Consider the following 17,883-nt stretch of genomic DNA (forward strand, 5'->3'; position numbering starts at 1 on the left):
CTCGAGACTACCAAGCAAGCGCTTGGTCTGTAAACGACCGCTGGTTCTTCTGGCCGAGCGCTTGCTTGGTTGCCTCGGTCAGCTTAAATTGCCCGCGCCACTGATGATTTGGTGTGCAATGCTCGCGCGTGGGTTGATCGACTGTAGGAGAGAATGGGTGGACGAGCAAAAAGCCCTGGGCGTGATGCGGGAGCTGGTCGACAACGGGCAACTGACCGACCCGGACAGTGCTCGCGGCAAACTGCTCCAGACCGCCGCCCACCTGTTTCGCAACAAAGGCTTCGAGCGCACCACGGTGCGCGACCTGGCCAGTGCCGTGGGCATCCAGTCAGGCAGCATCTTTCACCATTTCAAGAGCAAGGACGAAATCCTGCGGGCGGTGATGGAAGAAACCATCCGCTACAACACCGCATTGATGCGCGCCGCCCTGGCCGAGGCCGACAGCGTGCGTGAGCGGGTATTGGCGCTGATTCGCTGCGAATTGCAGTCGATCATGGGCGGCACCGGCGAGGCCATGGCGGTGCTGGTCTATGAATGGCGTTCGCTATCGCAGGAAGGGCAGCGGCACGTGCTGGCCCTGCGTGATATTTATGAAGACTTGTGGCTCGAGGTCCTGGGCCAGGCCAAGGAGGCCGGGTATATTCGCGGTGATGTGTTCATTACCCGGCGGTTCCTCACGGGAGCGTTGTCCTGGACCACCACCTGGTTTCGCGCCGAAGGCAGCCTGAGCCTTGATGAGCTGGCCGAGCAAGCCCTGATCCTGGTGCTTGAAGAAAAACAATAATCGAGCAATGCCTTAAATGACCGTGTGGCTGGCTAAGTGGCTGAAACCGCCTAGCTTGATTGTTATTGATGGGACTTTTGGGGAGTGGGTTATCTTGACGTTTTCGCCGATGAGGATGACCTCGCGTCTGCTGCTGGCTGCTCTGGCCGTTTTCCTGGCGTTGCCGACCGAGGCGGCGCAACTGGTGCGGATCGGCGCGGCGCATTTTCCGCCTTATACCGTTCGTCCCGAAAACGGTGCCGACACCGGCCTGCTGCCGCAAATGGTGGAGGCCTTGAACCAGTCGCAAACCGACTACCAGTTCGTGCTGGTGCCGACGTCGATCCCGCGCCGCTTCAATGATTTCAAGCAGGGCCGGGTCGACATGGCGATTTTCGAGAACCCCGAGTGGGGCTGGCAGGATGTGCCGCACACCTCGGTGGACATGGGCCTGGAGGATGCGGAAGTCTTCGTCGCCCAGCGCCAGCCGGATCGACAGCAAAGTTATTTCACTGACCTCAGGGGCAAGCGCCTGGCCCTGTTCAGCGGTTATCACTACGCCTTTGCCGAATTCAACGCCGACCCCAAGTTCCTCGCCGGCCAATACAACGCCACGCTGACGTATTCCCACGACAGCAACCTGTTGATGGTGTTGCGAGGACGGGCGGATATCGCCCTGGTGACCCGTTCGTACCTCAACGATTACGTGTTGCGCAATCCGGACGTCGGCCCGCAATTGCTGGTGTCCGAGCGTATCGATCAGGTTTACCACCATTTCGCGCTGATCCGGCCACAGGCGCCCATTTCCAGTGAAGCGTTTGCCCAGTTGCTGCAAACGCTGCGGGATAACGGTCAGTTGTTGAAGATTTTCCAGCCCTACCAGATCCAACTGGTGCCCACGCATTCCCATTGAAGGCGACACTAAATTTCCCTCCCCGGCTCACGTCCCACGTTGACTACCGACGAATACGCGAGCCCCTCCCATGTCCAACTTCAATCACCCGACGACGCTGCCCTTGCCCGGCGGCCGTCGCCTCGGCGCCGATGAAACCGAACGCCACCTGAGCCTGATGCTCGAAGGCGCGCCGCTGATCCGGCTGCGCCTTGCGCGCGGTCCCGAGTTGCACGTGCACTTGCAGGAAATCAACGACCGCCCAGTGGGCCCGGCGCTGTGGGCGGCCTGCTATTGGCTGTTTGCTCGCGATCCCGACTGCCAGCGCCTGACCTGGCACCTCGACGAGCGCCCCGGCGAAGCCTTGCTCAGCGGTTTGTTGACGGTCACTGAACGTGCCGGTGAATACGTTTGCGAGCGCACGATGTTCTGGCAATTGCCGCAGCCCTGGCTGGGAGTGTCGTTCAACGGCAGTTACCCGCAACACATGATCATCACCAATGGCCAGCGTCATCCACGCCGGCCCATCAAGCCCCGTGGCGAGGTGTACCGGCGTTTCGATGCGCGGCTGGGGGCCTGGGTGTCCTTGCGCACCTTGGAAATCGAGGAGGACCTTACGCGTTTCAACCGCTGGCAGAACAGTCCGCGGGTGGCGAGTTTCTGGCAGGAGGAGGGCAGCCTGGAACAGCATCGCGAGTACCTGGGCAAGCTGCAGGCCGACCCCCGGGTCTTGACCCTGATCGGCTGTTTCGATGACCAGCCGTTCGCTTATTTCGAAGCCTATTGGGCCAAGGAAGATCGGATCGCGCCGTTCTATGACGCTGGCAACTACGATCGCGGCATTCACATGCTGGTGGGTGAAGAGCAACACCGGGGACCGCACAAGGTGGCCAGTTGGCTGTCGGCGCTGGTGCATTACTTGTTCCTGGACGATCCGCGCACCCAGCGCGTGGTCGCCGAGCCCCGGGCCGACAATGCCCGGATGATCGGGCACCTGCACAACCAGTGCTTCCATTGTGAAAAGGAATTCGACTTCCCCCACAAGCGCGCGGCGCTGATGATCCTGGGACGTGAGCGGTTTTTTGATCGGTGTGGGTTGATGTGAGGTTTGGCATGGGGCAGGTGGTGGTTAACAGGCCGCCATCGCGGGCAAGCCTTGCTCCCACAGGCCCCGGGCTTCACATACTATTTGCCCGCCAGAAAAATCTTTGGGAGCAAGGCCTTGCTCCCAAAGGCTCTGGGCTTCACAAGCTATCTGCCTGCCAGAAAAACCTGTGGGAGCAAGGCTTGCCCGCGATGGGGTCGGAACTGACATATCACCGCCGGGCGAAGGTATCTCCTCGAACCCCCGACACCTTGCGGCAATGCACCAGGGCATCGCGGATCATGAAGTTCACCAGGGTCGGCGAGACGCCCAGTTCCTTGGCGATGTCCTTCTGTGGCACGCCGTGCAGGCGGTACATCTCGAAGGCATAGCGGGTGCGGCTGGGCAATTCGGTCAGCGCGTCGGCGATGTGCTCCAGCGTGGAGAAGTTGATATGGGAGGTTTCTGGCGAAGCACCCTGGATCACCACGTTCAACCCTTCCTCTTCCGGCCCCGAGTATTTCTGTTCCAGCGCCTGCTTGCGGTAGTGGTCGATCGCCAGGTTGCGCACGATCTGGAACAGGTAGCTGAGCTGGGCCTTGAACGAGGAGGTGATCTGCGGTGCCGATTGCAGCCGGAAAAATGCGTCCTGCACCACATCTTCCGCGCGGGAGCGGCAGCCGGTAATGCGCGCCGCGATCTTGACCAGGATCAATCGGTTGTCCACGAATGCCTGGAGTAACGGTGAGTCGCACCTGCTTGTGGATACTTGTTCCGTCATGGAATTCACCTTGCTGCAAAAAGTTAGCAGGACGTCCGGATGTCGGTCCCGTCCTGCACATCGAGCGCCAAATTAGGCTTAATGATAATGATTGTCAATTGAGAAAAAGAATTATTGCCGTAATAAAGTCCAGCCTCGGCCCCGCGACCCATTGCCGCGGCGCGTGGCTGTCGGCCGCTTCGGTGCGCAGGCTTCGCGACTAATTATTTGCCGCTGCTATCCGTTCCCATGGGTGACAACTTGCAAGCCGAATTCAGGCAGGAAACCCCCATGACCGACGCGTTCGAACTCCCCAGCACCCTGGCTCATGCCCTCCAGCGCCGCGCCGCGTTGACGCCGGACCGGGTGGCCCTGCGCTTCCTTGCCGACACCCCGGAGCAGGGTGTGGTGTTGAGTTATCGCGACCTGGACCTGCGCGCCCGGACCATCGCCGCCGCCTTGCAGGCCGAAGCGGCGCTGGGTGATCGCGCCGTGCTGCTGTTCCCCAGCGGCCCGGATTACGTCGCGGCGTTCTTTGGCTGCCTCTACGCTGGGGTGATTGCCGTGCCGGCCTATCCGCCGGAGTCCGCCCGTCGCCATCATCAAGAGCGCTTGCTGTCGATCATTGCCGACGCCGAACCGCGCCTGTTGCTCACCAGTAGCGATCTGTGCGAGCCGTTGCAGGCCATCGAATCGGCACCGCCGGTGTTGTGCGTCGATACCCTCGACCTGGCCCGCGCCGGGCAATGGCGGATGCCGGCGCTGCAGGACGATGACATTGCCTTCCTGCAATACACCTCCGGCTCCACCGCGCTGCCCAAGGGCGTGCAGGTCAGCCACGGCAACCTGGTGGCCAACGAATTGCTGATCCGTCATGGCTTCGGCATCGACCTGAACCCCGATGACGTCATCGTCAGCTGGCTGCCGCTGTACCACGACATGGGTCTGATTGGCGGCTTGTTGCAGCCGGTGTTCAGCGGCGTCCCCTGCGTATTGATGTCGCCGGCCTACTTCCTGGCCCGGCCCCTGCGTTGGCTCGAAGCAATCAGCGAATACGGCGGCACCATCAGCGGTGGCCCGGACTTCGCCTATCGGCTGTGCAGCGAACGGGTCAGTGACTTGGCCCGGCAGCGTCTCGACCTGAGCGGCTGGCGCGTGGCCTATTCCGGTTCCGAGCCGATCCGCCTCGACACGCTGGAGCGGTTTGCCGAGAAGTTCGCCCCGTGCGGCTTCACACCGGACAATTTCATGGCCTCCTACGGCCTGGCCGAAGCGACGCTGTTCGTCGCCGGCACGCCACGCCGCCACGGTATTCCTTCGCTGCGGGTGGATGATGCGGCACTGGCGCAAAACCGAGCCGAGCCGGGGCAGGGCAGTGCGGTGATGAGTTGCGGTGTCAGTCAGCCTGGGCACGCGCTGCTGGTCGTCGAGCCCGCTACGGTGCAGCCGTTGGCCGACAATCAGGTCGGTGAAGTCTGGGCTGCTGGCCCGAGCATCGCCCTGGGTTACTGGCGCAACCCTGAAGCCAGCGCCCAGACCTTTGTCCAGCACGATGGCCGGACCTGGCTGCGTACCGGTGACCTGGGTTTCCTGCGCGGTGGCGAGCTGTTCATCACCGGTCGCCTGAAAGACCTGCTGATCGTGCGCGGGCATAACCTCTATCCCCAGGACATCGAGCAAACCATCGAGCGTGAAGTGGAGGTGGTGCGCAAGGGCCGCGTGGCCGCGTTCGCGGTCAACGATAACGGCGAGGAAGGCATCGGCATCGCTGCGGAAATCAGCCGCAGCGTGCAGAAAATCCTGGCGCCCGAAGCCTTGATCAAAGCCATTCGCCAGGCCGTGGCCGAAGCCTGCCAGCAAGCCCCGAGCGTGGTGGTGCTGCTCAATCCCGGCGCGTTGCCCAAGACTTCCAGCGGCAAGTTGCAGCGCTCGGCGTGCCGTAGTCGATTGGCCGACGGCAGCTTGGACAGTTATGCACAGTTCCCGTCGGCCAAGGTAGAAGGCGCTGACGAGTCTGCGCCGTCCTCCGAGCTGCAAACGCTCATCGGCCAAATCTGGCAGGAGCAGTTGCAGGTCGAACACGTCCAGGCTGACGATCATTTCTTCCTGCTGGGCGGTAACTCCATCGCCGCCACTCAGGTGATCGCAAAGCTACGGGAAACCCTGGGGCTGGAGTTGAACCTGCGCCTGCTGTTCGAAGCCCCGACCCTGGTTGCGTTCGCCACAGCGGTGGCGAACCAGCAACAGGACGGCGGCCAGCCTCAAGGCGCGATCAGCGCATTGTCGCGCGCCGATGCGTTGCCGCAATCCCTGGCCCAGAACCGTTTGTGGATCACCTGGCAGCTCGATCCGGCGAGCCATGCCTACAATATTCCCGGCGCCTTGCACCTGCGCGGCGAGCTGGACGAAGACGCGTTGCGCGCCAGTTTCCAGCAATTGATCGAGCGTCATGAGTCCCTGCGCACGCGGTTCCTGGAGCGGGATGGCGTGGCCCTGCAACAGGTCGATCCGGCCGGTGAATTCAAGCTGCATGTCATCGATCTCGGCGACCTGCCTGCCGACTTGCGCGAAGCCCGGGCGCGGCAGGTTCGAGAAGACGAAGCGGCCACGCCGTTCGATCTGGAGAAGGGGCAACTGCTGCGGGTCAGCCTGTTGCGTCTCGACGAGGATGACCATCAGCTGCTGGTGACCCTGCACCACATCATCGCCGACGGCTGGTCGATGAACGTGTTGGTCGAAGAGTTTTCCCGGCTGTACGCCGCTGCATCCCAAGGCCAGGTCGCCGGTCTGGCGCCGTTGCCCTTGCAATACGCCGATTACGGCAGTTGGCAGCGCCAGTGGCTCGCCCAAGGCGAAGCCGAGCACCAACTGAGCTATTGGAAGCAGCAACTGGGCGCGGAACAATCGGCCCTGGTGCTGGGCACGGATCACCCACGCAGCGCTCAACGCCAGCGCAGTGCCGCGCGACATAGCCTGCGCCTGGACAAGGGTCTCGGCGAGGCCCTGCGCCACGTGGCCCAGGCCCATGACGCGACACCGTTCATGCTGTTGCTGGCAGCCTTCCAGGCGCTGTTGCAGCGTTACACCGGCCAATCCGACATCCGCATTGGCGTGCCCAACGCCAACCGTCCGCGCCTGGAAACCCAGGGCTTGATCGGCTTCTTCATCAACACCCAGGTGCTGCGCGGGCAGGTCGATTCACGTCAGCCATTCGCTGCGCTGCTGGCCCAGGCCCGGGAAGCCACGCTCGGTGCCCAGGCCCACCAGGACTTGCCGTTCGAACAATTGCTCGAAGCGTTTCCCGAGGCGCGCGAGCAAGGCCTGTTCCAGGTGATGTTCAACCACCAGCAGCGTGACTTGAGTGCCTTGCGGCGCCTGCCGGGGTTGCTGGCCGAGGAGTTGCCGTGGCACAGCCGTGAAGCCAAGTTCGACCTGCAACTGCACAGCGAAGAAGATCGCAACGGCCGGCTGACGCTGTCGTTCGACTACGCCGACGAACTGTTCGAGGCGGCGACCATTGAGCGGCTGGCAGCGCATTACTGCAACCTGTTGCGGGCGGTCTGTACCGATCCGCAACAAGCCATCGGTGATGTGCCGTTATTGGCCGCCGATGAACACAGCCAACAGCAGCAATGGAGCGCGGCCCCGTGCGCGCCGGCCAGCCAATGGCTGCCGGAGCTGTTGAACGAACAGGCCCGCTGCACGCCGCAACGCACTGCGTTGCGCTGGGACGGTGGTCAACTCGATTATGCCGAGCTGCACACCCAGGCCAATCGCCTGGCCCATTACCTGCGGGACAAGGGCGTTGGCCCCGACGTGTGCGTGGCGATTGCCGCCGAGCGTTCGCCGCAGTTGCTCATTGGTGTGCTGGCCATCATCAAGGCCGGCGGTGCCTATGTGCCGCTGGATGCGGACTACCCGGCCGAACGCCTGGCCTACATGCTCCACGACAGTGGCGTCGACTTGCTGCTGACCCAAACCGCGCTGCTCGAACGGTTGCCGGCGTGCGACGGCGTCAGAGTCATCGCCATGGACGCCCTGCACCTGGAGCAATGGCCAAGCAATCCGCCGGGCCTGCACTTGCACGGCGACCACCTGGCCTACGTGATCTACACCTCCGGCTCCACCGGTCAGCCCAAAGGCGTCGGCAACACCCACGCGGCCCTGGCCGAGCGCCTGCAATGGATGCAAGCGACCTACGGGCTGGATGCCAGCGATGTGCTGATGCAAAAAGCGCCGATCAGTTTTGACGTGTCGGTCTGGGAGTGCTTCTGGCCACTGATCACCGGCAGCCAACTGGTACTGGCTGGCCCCGGAGAGCACCGTGACCCACACCGCATCGCCCAGTTGGTGCAGCAGTTTGGCGTGACCACGCTGCACTTCGTGCCGCCGTTGCTCAGCCTGTTTGTCGATGAGCCACTGAGCGCGCGCTGCAACAGCCTGCGTCGGTTGTTCTCCGGCGGTGAAGCCTTGCCCGCCGAACTGCGCAACCGGGTGTTGGCGCAACTGCCGGCGGTGCAATTGCACAACCGCTACGGCCCGACCGAAACCGCGATCAACGTCACCCATTGGTATTGCACCGAGGCCGATGGCGAGCGCTCGCCGATCGGCCGTCCCCTGGGCAACGTCCTGTGCCGGATACTCGACAGCGAGCTCAATCCCGTGCCGGCCGGTGTGCCGGGCGAGCTGTGCATCGGTGGCCTGGGCCTGGCCCGGGGTTACCTCGGCCGTCCGGGCCTGAGCGCCGAGCGCTTCGTCGCCGACCCATTGGGGCCGGCCGGTGCGCGGTTGTACCGCACCGGCGACCGCGCGCGTTGGAACGCTGACGGCGTGATCGAATACCTCGGCCGCCTCGACCAGCAGGTCAAGCTGCGCGGTTTCCGGGTCGAGCCGCAGGAAGTCGAAGCGCGCCTATTGGCCCAGGACGGCGTCGCCCAAGTGGCAGTGCTGGTGCGCGACACCTCGGCCGGCCCGCAGTTGATCGGCTATTACACCGCCTCGACTGTCGCTCAGGACCAGGACGCGTTGAACATTCGACTCAAAACCGCCCTGGCCGCCGAGCTGCCCGACTACATGGTGCCCACCCAACTGCTGCGCCTGGACACCATGCCCCTGGGCCCGAGCGGCAAGCTCGACCGCCGCGCCTTGCCCGAACCGCAGTGGCAGGTGCGCGAGCACGTCGAGCCGGCCAGTGCCCTGGAGCAGCAAATCGCCGGCATCTGGCGCGACGTGCTGGGCCTTGCGTGCATCGGCCTGCGGGACGATTTCTTTGCCCTCGGCGGCCATTCGCTGCTGGCGACCCAGATCATTTCCCGCACCCGTCAAACCTGTGACGTCGAACTACCGCTGCGCACTTTGTTCGAAGCCAGTGAGCTGGGAGCCTTCGCTGAACAAGTGCGCTTGATCCAGGTCAGCGGCCAGACCAACCGCCAGCCGCCCATCGAGCAGGTCGACCGTAGCCAACCAGTGCCGCTGTCGTATTCGCAGCAGCGCATGTGGTTTCTCTGGCAGATGGAGCCGGACAGCCCGGCCTACAACGTCGGTGGCATGGCGCGCTTGCGCGGGGTGCTGGATGTCGGCCGCTTCGAGGCGGCCTTGCAGGCGTTGATCCTGCGCCACGAAACCCTGCGCACCACGTTCCCGAGTGTCGACGGGGTGGCCCGCCAGCAGGTGCACGGCGAGACGGGCCTGTGCATGGACTGGAAGGACTTCTCGAGGCTGGCCGCCGACATTCGCCAGCAGCGGGTGCAACAACTGGCCGACAGTGAGGCCCACCAGCCTTTCGACCTGGAAACCGGGCCGCTGCTGCGGGCCTGTCTGGTCAAGACCGCCGAGCATGAGCATTACTTTGTCCTGACGTTGCACCACATCGTCACTGAAGGCTGGGCGATGGACATTTTCGCCCGTGAACTGAGCGCGCTGTACGAAGCCTTTATCGACGATCGTGAGTCCCCGCTGGAACCGTTGCCGGTGCAGTACCTGGACTACAGCGTCTGGCAGCGCCAATGGCTGGAATCCGGCGAGCGTCAACGGCAACTCGACTATTGGACCGCGCAACTGGGCCGCGAACATCCGTTGCTGGAACTGCCCGGTGACCGTCCGCGTCCATCGGTGCAAAGTCATCGCGGTGAATTGTTCCGTTTCGACCTCAGCGATGATTTGGCGGCGCGGGTCCGTGCCTTCAACGCGCAACAGGGCCTGACCCTGTTCATGACCATGACCGCCGCCCTGGCCGTGCTGCTCTATCGCTACAGCGGCCAGACTGACTTGCGCATCGGCGCGCCGGTGGCGAACCGCATCCGTCCGGAAAGCGAAGGGCTGATCGGCGCGTTCCTCAACACCCAGGTGTTGCGTTGCCAGCTCGACGGGCAGATGTCGGTGGGCGAACTGTTCGAACAGGTGCGCCACACCGTCATCGAAGGCCAGTCCCATCAGGATTTGCCGTTCGATCATCTGGTGGAAGCCCTGCAACCACCGCGCAGTGCGGCCTACAACCCACTGTTCCAGGTGATGTGCAACGTGCAGCGCTGGGAATTCCAGCAGAGCCGCACGCTGGCCGGCATGACGGTTGAATACCTGGTCAATGACGCCCGGGCCACCAAGTTCGACCTTAACCTGGAAGTCACCGACCTGGACCGGCGCCTGGGTTGCTGCCTGACCTACAGCACCGACCTGTTCGACGAGCCGCGCATCGCGCGCATGGCCGGGCACTGGCGCAATCTGCTAGAGGCGCTGCTGGTCGATCCGGCCCGACGCCTGAGCGAACTGCCGTTGCTGGACACCCGCGAGCAGCAACAGCTGCTCGACAGCCTGGGCGTCGAGCCGGGTGAGCATCGCCTGGACCAATGCCTCCACGCACTGTTCGACGAACAGGCGCGGACGCGTCCCGACGCACCGGCGCTGACGTTCGCCGGGCAGACCCTGACGTATGCGCAACTGGACAGCCGCGCCAATCGCCTGGCCTGGATGCTGCGCGAGCGAGGCGTCGGGCCGCAGGTGCGGGTGGGCCTGGCCCTGGAGCGCTCGCTGGAAATGGTCATCGGCCTGCTGGCGATCCTCAAGGCCGGCGGCGCCTACGTGCCGCTGGACCCGGAATACCCGCTGGACCGCTTGAACTACATGATCGAAGACAGTGGCATCAGCCTGCTGCTCAGTGACCGGGCGATGTTCCAGGCCCTCGGTGCGTTACCCGAGGGCGTGGGCTGCTGGTGCCTGGAAGATGATTCGGCGGCCCTGGCCCAATACCCGGATCAGCCGCTGCCGCTGATCAACCTGCCGCAACACCAGGCGTACCTGATCTACACCTCCGGCTCCACCGGCAAGCCCAAGGGCGTGGTGGTGTCCCACGGTGAAATCGCCATGCATTGCCAGGCGGTGATCCAGCGTTTCGGCATGCGCCCGGACGATTGCGAGCTGCATTTCTATTCCATCAACTTCGATGCGGCCACCGAACGCCTGCTGGTGCCGTTGCTCAGTGGCGCCCACGTGGTGCTGCGGGCCCAGGGCCAATGGGACGCCGAGGAAATCTGCGGGCTGATTCGCCAGCATCGCATCAACATCCTTGGCTTCACCCCCAGCTACGGCAGCCAGTTGGCGCAGTGGCTGGCGACCCAAGGCCAGACCCTGCCGGTACGCATGTGCATCACCGGCGGCGAAGCCCTGACGGGCGAACATTTGCAGCGCATTCGCGCGGCGTTCAGCCCGAGCCTGTTCTTCAACGCCTATGGTCCGACCGAAACCGTGGTCATGCCGTTGGCGAGCCTGGCTCCGGAGCGACTGGAAGAGGGCGCGGCCAGCGTGCCGATAGGCAGCGTGATTGGCGCCCGTGTGGCGTACATCCTCGACGCCGACCTGGCGTTGGTGCCCCAAGGTGCCACAGGTGAGTTGTATGTGGGCGGCGCCGGTCTGGCCCAGGGGTATCACCAGCGTCCGGGCATGACCGCCGAGCGTTTCGTCGCCGACCCGTTCGCCAGCGAGGGCGGACGCCTCTATCGCACCGGCGACCTGGTGCGCCAGCGTGCCGACGGTCTGGTGGAATACCTGGGGCGGATCGACCATCAGGTGAAAATCCGCGGCTTCCGCATCGAACTGGGAGAAATCGAAACCCGCCTGCTGGAACATGACGCGGTGCGCGAGGCCGTGGTACTGGCCCTCGACACGCCAGGCGGCAAACAACTGGCCGGCTACCTGGTGACCGCTGTCGCCGAACAGGACACCGAACAACAAACGGCCCTGCGCGAAGCCTTGAAAAACCACCTCAAGGCACAGTTGCCGGACTACATGGTGCCCACGCACCTGATCCTGCTGGCGAGCATGCCGCTGACCGCCAACGGCAAGCTCGACCGCCGCGCCTTGCCGCTGCCCGACCCTGAACTCAATCGCCAACACTACGTGGCGCCGAGCAATGCCCTGGAGCAGACCCTGGCGGCGATCTGGTGCGAGGTGCTGAATGTCGGGCAAGTGGGTCTTAACGATAACTTCTTCGAACTGGGCGGCGATTCGATCCTGTCTATCCAGGTGGTCAGCCGCGCCCGGCAGCGGGGCATTCATTTCACCCCCCGGGACTTGTTCCAGCACCAGACCGTGCAGACCTTGGCCGCGGTTGCCACGCGTAGCCAGCAGGTGCTTGCCGAGCAGGGCCTGTTGCAGGGTGAGTCCGGGCTGACGCCGATCCAGCACTGGTTCTTCGAGCGCCAGATCCCCAACCAGCACCACTGGAACCAGGCGCTGGTGCTGACGCCGACCACGGCCCTGGCGCCGCAACTGCTGGAACAGGCACTGCGCAGCGTCTTCCAGCACCACGATGCCTTGCGCCTGGGCTTCGACGAAAGCCCCGGGCACTGGCGGGCCGAGCACCAGCCGTTGTCTGACGTGGCGCTGTTGCAGCACGTGTCTGTAGACACCACACAGGATTGCGAAGCGTTGTTTTCCGAAACGCAGAGCCGTTTCAATCTATCCACCGGGCCATTGCTGCGCGCAGTGCTGGCGCAGTTACCCGATGGCCAGCAACGGTTGCTGATCGTCATCCATCACCTGGTGGTCGACGGTGTGTCGTGGCGGGTGCTGATGGACGATCTGCAAACCGTCTACCGCCAGCTCACCACCGGGCAGGAAATACAACTGCCGGCCAAGACCAGCCCATTGCGGGACTGGGCCGCGCGCTTGCAGGCTTACGCCGGCAGCGAATCCCTGCGCGAAGAACTGGTGTGGTGGCAAGCGCAGTTGAGTGGCGCGCAGGTGCGGCTGCCGTGCGCGAATCCCGAGGGCGGGCTGCAGGAACGTCATGCTGAAACTGTCAGCGTGCGCCTGGACGCCGAGCGCACCCGGCAACTGTTGCAACAGGCGCCGAGCGCCTACCGCACCCAGGTCAACGACCTGCTGCTCACGGCGCTAGGCCGGGTGCTGTGCCGCTGGAGTGGCCATGCCTCGGCCCTGGTCCAGCTTGAAGGCCACGGCCGCGAAGCGCTGTTCGACGACATCGACCTGACCCGCACCGTCGGCTGGTTCACCAGCGCCTATCCCGTGCGCCTGAGCCCAGCGGCCGAAGGCTTTGGTGCGTCGATCAAGGCGATCAAGGAACAACTGCGCGCGGTGCGCCACAAGGGCCTCGGCCATGGCGTATTGCGCTACCTGGCCGACGCGACGACTCGCCAGACGATGGCCAACCTGCCGCACGCGGCGATCACCTTCAACTACCTGGGCCAACTCGACCAGACCCTCGGTCAGGATGCGCTGTTCCAGCCGCTGGATGCGCCGTTGGGGGCGATCCACGATCCCGAGGCGCCGCTGCCCAATGAGCTGAGTGTCGACAGCCAGGTCAGCGGTGGCGAGTTGGTGCTGCGCTGGACGTTCAGTCGTGAACGTCATGATCGTCAGGCTATCGCCACCCTGGCCGAGGCCTACCTCGATGAGTTGCAACGCCTGATCGAGCACTGCCTGACGGACGAGGCGGGCGGCCTGACGCCATCGGACTTCCCCCTGGCGAAGCTGACCCAGGGCCAGCTCGACAGCCTGCCGGTGCCGGCCGGGCAGATCGAAGACGTCTACCCGCTGACGCCGATGCAGGAAGGCATGCTGTTGCACACCTTGCTGGAACCGGGCACGGGCCTGTACTACATGCAGGATCGCTATCGCATCAACAGCGAATTGGACCCGCAGCGTTTTGCCCAGGCCTGGCAAGCGGTTATCGCCCGCCACGAAGCCTTACGCGCATCGTTCTGCTGGAACGTTGGCGAAGACATGCTGCAAATCATCCACAAGCCCGGCAGCACGCCGGTGGATTATCTCGACTGGTCCGAGGTGCCCGAAGACGCCCAGGAAGCCAAGCTCCAGGCCCTGCTCAAGGACGAGCGCGAGGCCGGTTTCGATCTGTTGAACCAGGCGCCGTTCCACCTGCGGCTGATTCGGGTCGGCGCGGCGCGCTACTGGTTCATGATGAGCAACCACCACATCCTCATTGATGCCTGGTGCCGTTCGCTGCTGATGGACGACTTCTTCGAGATTTACACCGCCCTGGGTGAAAACCGCGAAGCGCAGTTGGCCGTGCCACCGCGTTATCGCGACTACATCGGCTGGCTGCAGCACCAGAGCCTGGCCGAAGCCCGCCAGTGGTGGCAGCGCAACCTGCAAGGCTTCGAGCGGACCACCCCGATCCCTGGCGACCGACCGTTCCTGCGCGAGCACGCCGGTGACAGTGGCGGCATGATCGTCGGCGACTGCTACACCCGTCTCGATGCCCGGGACGGTGCGCGGCTGCGGGAATTGGCCCAGGCCCATCAACTGACGGTCAACACGTTCGCCCAGGCGGCGTGGGCCCTGGTGCTGCGCCGGGTCAGCGGCGACCGCGACGTGCTGTTCGGCGTCACCGTGGCCGGGCGCCCGGTGGAGCTGCCGCAGATGCAACGCACCGTGGGGCTGTTCATCAACAGCATCGCCTTGCGCGTGCAGATGCCTGAGGACCATCAGCGTTGCAGCGTGCGCCAGTGGCTCAGCGATTTGCTGGACCGCAACATGCAACTGCGCGAGTACGAATACCTGCCGCTGGTGAGCATCCAGGAGGTCAGCGAACTGCCCAAGGGCCAGCCGCTGTTCGACAGTTTGTTCGTGTTCGAGAACGCGCCGGTGGAGGTCTCGGTGCTGGACCGCGCCCAAAGCCTCAACGCCACTTCGGATTCGGGCCGGACCCACACCAACTTCCCGCTGACGGCGGTCTGCTACCCGGGGGATGACCTGGGGCTGCACCTTTCGTACGACCAGCGCTACTTCGATGAAAACACCGTCCAGGGGCTGCTGGGCGAGTTCAAGCGGTTGCTGCTGGCGCTGATGGAGGGCTTGCACGGCGACATGAGCGAGCTGCCGCTGATCGGTGCTCAAGAACAGGATTTCCTCATCGAAGGCTGCAACCAGAGCGAGCATGCCTATCCGCTGGAGCAGAGCTACGTCGAGCTGTTCGAGGCGCGGGTCGCGACCCATCCGCACCGCCCTGCGGTCAGTTGCCTGGAAGCGAGCTACAGCTACGCCGAGTTGAATGCGCGCAGCAACCGCCTCGGCCACGCCCTGATCGCTGCCGGTGTCGGCCTGGATCAGCCCGTGGCGCTGCTGGCCGAACGGGATGCCGAGTTGCTGGGCATGATCATCGGCAGCTTCAAGGCCGGTGCCGGCTATCTGCCGCTGGATCCCGGCCTGCCGAGCCAGCGCCTGAGCCGCATCATCGAATTGAGCCGCACGCCGTTGCTGGTTTGCACCCAGGCCTGCGAGGCTCAGGCGCAGGCGTTGCTGGACGAGTTCGCCTGTTCCGGGCGACCGAAACTGCTGGTGTGGGAAACCGTCCAGGCCAGCGACTTTTCACCGCAAGACCCAGGTGTCTACAGCGGGCCGGATAACCTCGCCTACGTGATCTACACCTCCGGCTCCACCGGCCTGCCCAAAGGCGTGATGGTGGAGCAGCGAGGCATGCTCAATAACCAACTGAGCAAAGTGCCGTACCTGGCGCTGAGCGAGGCGGATGTGATCGCCCAGACCGCTTCGCAGAGCTTCGATATTTCGGTCTGGCAGTTCCTGGCCGCGCCGTTGTTCGGTGCCCGGGTCGACATCGTGCCCAACGCCATTGCCCACGACCCGCAAGGGCTGCTGGAGCATGTACAGCAGCAGGGCATTAGTGTGCTGGAAAGCGTGCCGTCGCTGATCCAGGGCATGCTTGCCCAGGAACGCATCGGTCTGGACGGCTTGCGCTGGATGCTGCCGACCGGCGAAGCGATGCCACCGGAACTGGCCCACCAGTGGTTGTTGCGTTACCCGGACATCGGCCTGGTCAACGCCTACGGCCCGGCGGAATGCTCCGACGACGTGGCGTTCTTCCGGGTCGACCTGGCCTCGACCCGTGGTACGTATCTGCCGATTGGCACGCCCACCGACAACAATCGTCTGTACCTGCTCGACGGCGCGCTGGACCTGGTGCCGCTGGGCGCGGTGGGTGAGTTGTGCGTGGCGGGCACCGGGGTCGGGCGTGGTTATGTCAGCGATCCGTTGCGCACCGCCCCGGTCTTTGTGCCGAATCCGTTCGGTGCGCCGGGGGAGCGGCTGTACCGTACCGGCGACCTGGCGCGGCGGCGCAGCGATGGGGTGTTGGAGTACGTCGGGCGCATCGACCATCAGGTGAAGATCCGCGGCTACCGCATCGAGCTGGGGGAAATCGAAGCGCGCTTGCATGAACAGCCGGAAGTGCGCGACGGGGCAGTGGGCGTGCAGGAGGGCGCCAATGGCAAGCATCTGGTGGGCTACCTCGTCGCCACTGACTCGGCACTGAAACCCGCCGAGCGCCTGGAGCGCATCAAGCAGCGCCTGCGGGCCGAACTGCCGGAATACATGGTGCCGCTGCACTGGCTGTGGCTCGAGCGCCTGCCCCTCAACGCCAACGGCAAGCTCGATCGCAAGGCCTTGCCGGCCCTGGAGATCGGCCAGTTGCAAAGCCAGGACTACCAAGCCCCCGGCAATGAACTGGAGCAGGCCCTGGCAGACATCTGGGCCCAGGTGCTGAAAGTCGAGCGGGTGGGGGTGCGGGACAACTTCTTCGAATTGGGCGGGCATTCCTTGCTCGCGACGCAGATCGCCTCGCGGGTGCAAAAGGCCCTGCAACGCAACGTACCGCTGCGGGCGATGTTCGAATGCAGCACGGTGCAGGAACTGGCCGACTACATCGATGGGCTGGCGGCCAGCGAGATCACTGAGGAGAAGGTGGATCGGTTGAATGATTTGATGGCGGAGTTGGAAGGAATGTAGTTTTGCGGCGCCTGTAGCGGCCCCATCGCGGGCAAGCCTTGCTCCCACAGGGATCAGCGGCGAACAGAGTATTTGTGTTCGAGCTTCAACCCTGTGGGAGCAAGGCTTGCCCGCGATGGGGGCAGCACAGGCACTGCTGGCTCAAAGGTTGACTGCTCAGCTTGCACAGCTCAGTCTCCCCAAGGCTTTTTCCAGACTCAAACAAGGAGGTCACCCATGCCCTTTTCAATCATTGACGGACAGCCGCTCCATTACCTGGACCAAGGCCAGGGCCCGGTGGTGCTGCTGGGCAGCAGCTATCTGTGGGACCACACCATGTGGACGCCGCAGATCGAGGTGTTGTCCCAGCATTATCGAGTCATCGCCCTGGACTTGTGGGGGCACGGCCAGTCCGGGCGTTTGCCTGAGGGCATGACCTCCCTGGACGACCTGGCTCGCCAGGCGTTGACGTTGATGGATCACCTGGACATCGACTGCTTCAATCTGGTCGGGCTTTCGGTGGGCGGGATGTGGGGCGCTCGGTTGGCGCTGGCGGCGCCTGAACGCGTGCAATCGCTGGTGTTGATGGACACCTACGTCGGCGTCGAGCCGGAACCGACTCGCCAGTATTACTTCTCGCTGTTCGACAAGATCGAAGCCAGCGGCAGCATTCCCGAACCCTTGCTGGACATCATCGTGCCGATTTTCTTCCGGCCGGGGATCGACCCGCATTCGGCGCTCTACCAGCAGTTCCGGGCCACACTGGCCGCGCTGCCGACCGATCGCCTGCGCGACAGCATCGTGCCGCTGGGGCGGATCATTTTCGGTCGGGACAGCATCCTGCCGCGCCTGCATGAACTGGACGCCAAGCGCACGACGGTGATGTTTGGCGACCAGGACAAACCGCGGCCGCCGTCCGAGTCGCTGGAGATGGCCGAGTTGATCGGTTGCTCCCATGTGTCGATTCCGGAGGCGGGGCATATCTCCAATCTGGAGAACCCGGAATTCGTGAATCGGATGTTGCTGGGACTCTTGCGTCGCTGATCCACCGCTATCGCGAGCAGGCTCGCTCCCACAGGGGACTTGTGATCGACGCAGATCCAATGTGGGAGCGAGCTTGCTCGCGA

General features: G+C 64.1%; 6 protein-coding genes. 5 read left to right on the forward strand and 1 reads right to left on the reverse strand.

All coding sequences use genetic code 11. From position 1 onward, the window contains the following. Positions 1–157: 157 nt before the first annotated feature. The 3 genes from B0E42_RS01860 to B0E42_RS01870 all read left to right on the forward strand — a co-directional run bounded on the left by B0E42_RS01860 (position 158) and on the right by B0E42_RS01870 (position 2,760). Positions 158–784, forward strand: a complete 627-nt coding sequence (locus tag B0E42_RS01860) for a TetR/AcrR family transcriptional regulator (protein ID WP_046063788.1) — start codon at positions 158–160, stop codon at positions 782–784. A gap of 115 nt (positions 785–899) precedes the next feature. Then, on the forward strand, positions 900–1,676 hold the full coding sequence (locus B0E42_RS01865) for an ABC transporter substrate-binding protein (RefSeq protein ID WP_077505446.1): 777 nt from the start codon (positions 900–902) through the stop codon (positions 1,674–1,676). A 70-nt stretch (positions 1,677–1,746) separates the two neighbouring features. After that, positions 1,747–2,760: a GNAT family N-acetyltransferase gene (locus B0E42_RS01870; protein WP_077505448.1), complete on the forward strand. Its 1,014-nt coding sequence runs from the start codon at positions 1,747–1,749 to the stop codon at positions 2,758–2,760. Between the two features lie 211 nt (positions 2,761–2,971). Here B0E42_RS01870 and B0E42_RS01875 read toward each other — a convergent pair whose 3' ends face one another. Beyond that, positions 2,972–3,520 carry an RNA polymerase factor sigma-70 gene (locus B0E42_RS01875; protein WP_024619408.1) on the reverse strand — a complete coding sequence of 183 codons (549 nt, stop codon included), beginning with the start codon at positions 3,518–3,520 and terminating at the stop codon, positions 2,972–2,974. Positions 3,521–3,790: 270 nt separating this feature from the next. Between B0E42_RS01875 and B0E42_RS01880 the strand changes: the two genes are divergently transcribed. Together B0E42_RS01880 and B0E42_RS01885 are read left to right on the forward strand one after the other, a co-directional pair. Further along, positions 3,791–16,777 carry a non-ribosomal peptide synthetase gene (locus B0E42_RS01880; RefSeq protein WP_077505450.1) on the forward strand — a complete coding sequence of 4,329 codons (12,987 nt, stop codon included), beginning with the start codon at positions 3,791–3,793 and terminating at the stop codon, positions 16,775–16,777. A gap of 216 nt (positions 16,778–16,993) precedes the next feature. Then, the gene (locus tag B0E42_RS01885) at positions 16,994–17,800 is read left to right on the forward strand and encodes an alpha/beta fold hydrolase (RefSeq protein WP_077505452.1); all 807 of its coding nucleotides are present in this window, start codon (positions 16,994–16,996) and stop codon (positions 17,798–17,800) included. The last annotated feature ends 83 nt before the right edge of the window (positions 17,801–17,883 follow it).

The organism is Pseudomonas sp. A25(2017) (assembly GCF_002001065.1).
Lineage (GTDB): Bacteria > Pseudomonadota > Gammaproteobacteria > Pseudomonadales > Pseudomonadaceae > Aquipseudomonas > Aquipseudomonas kilonensis.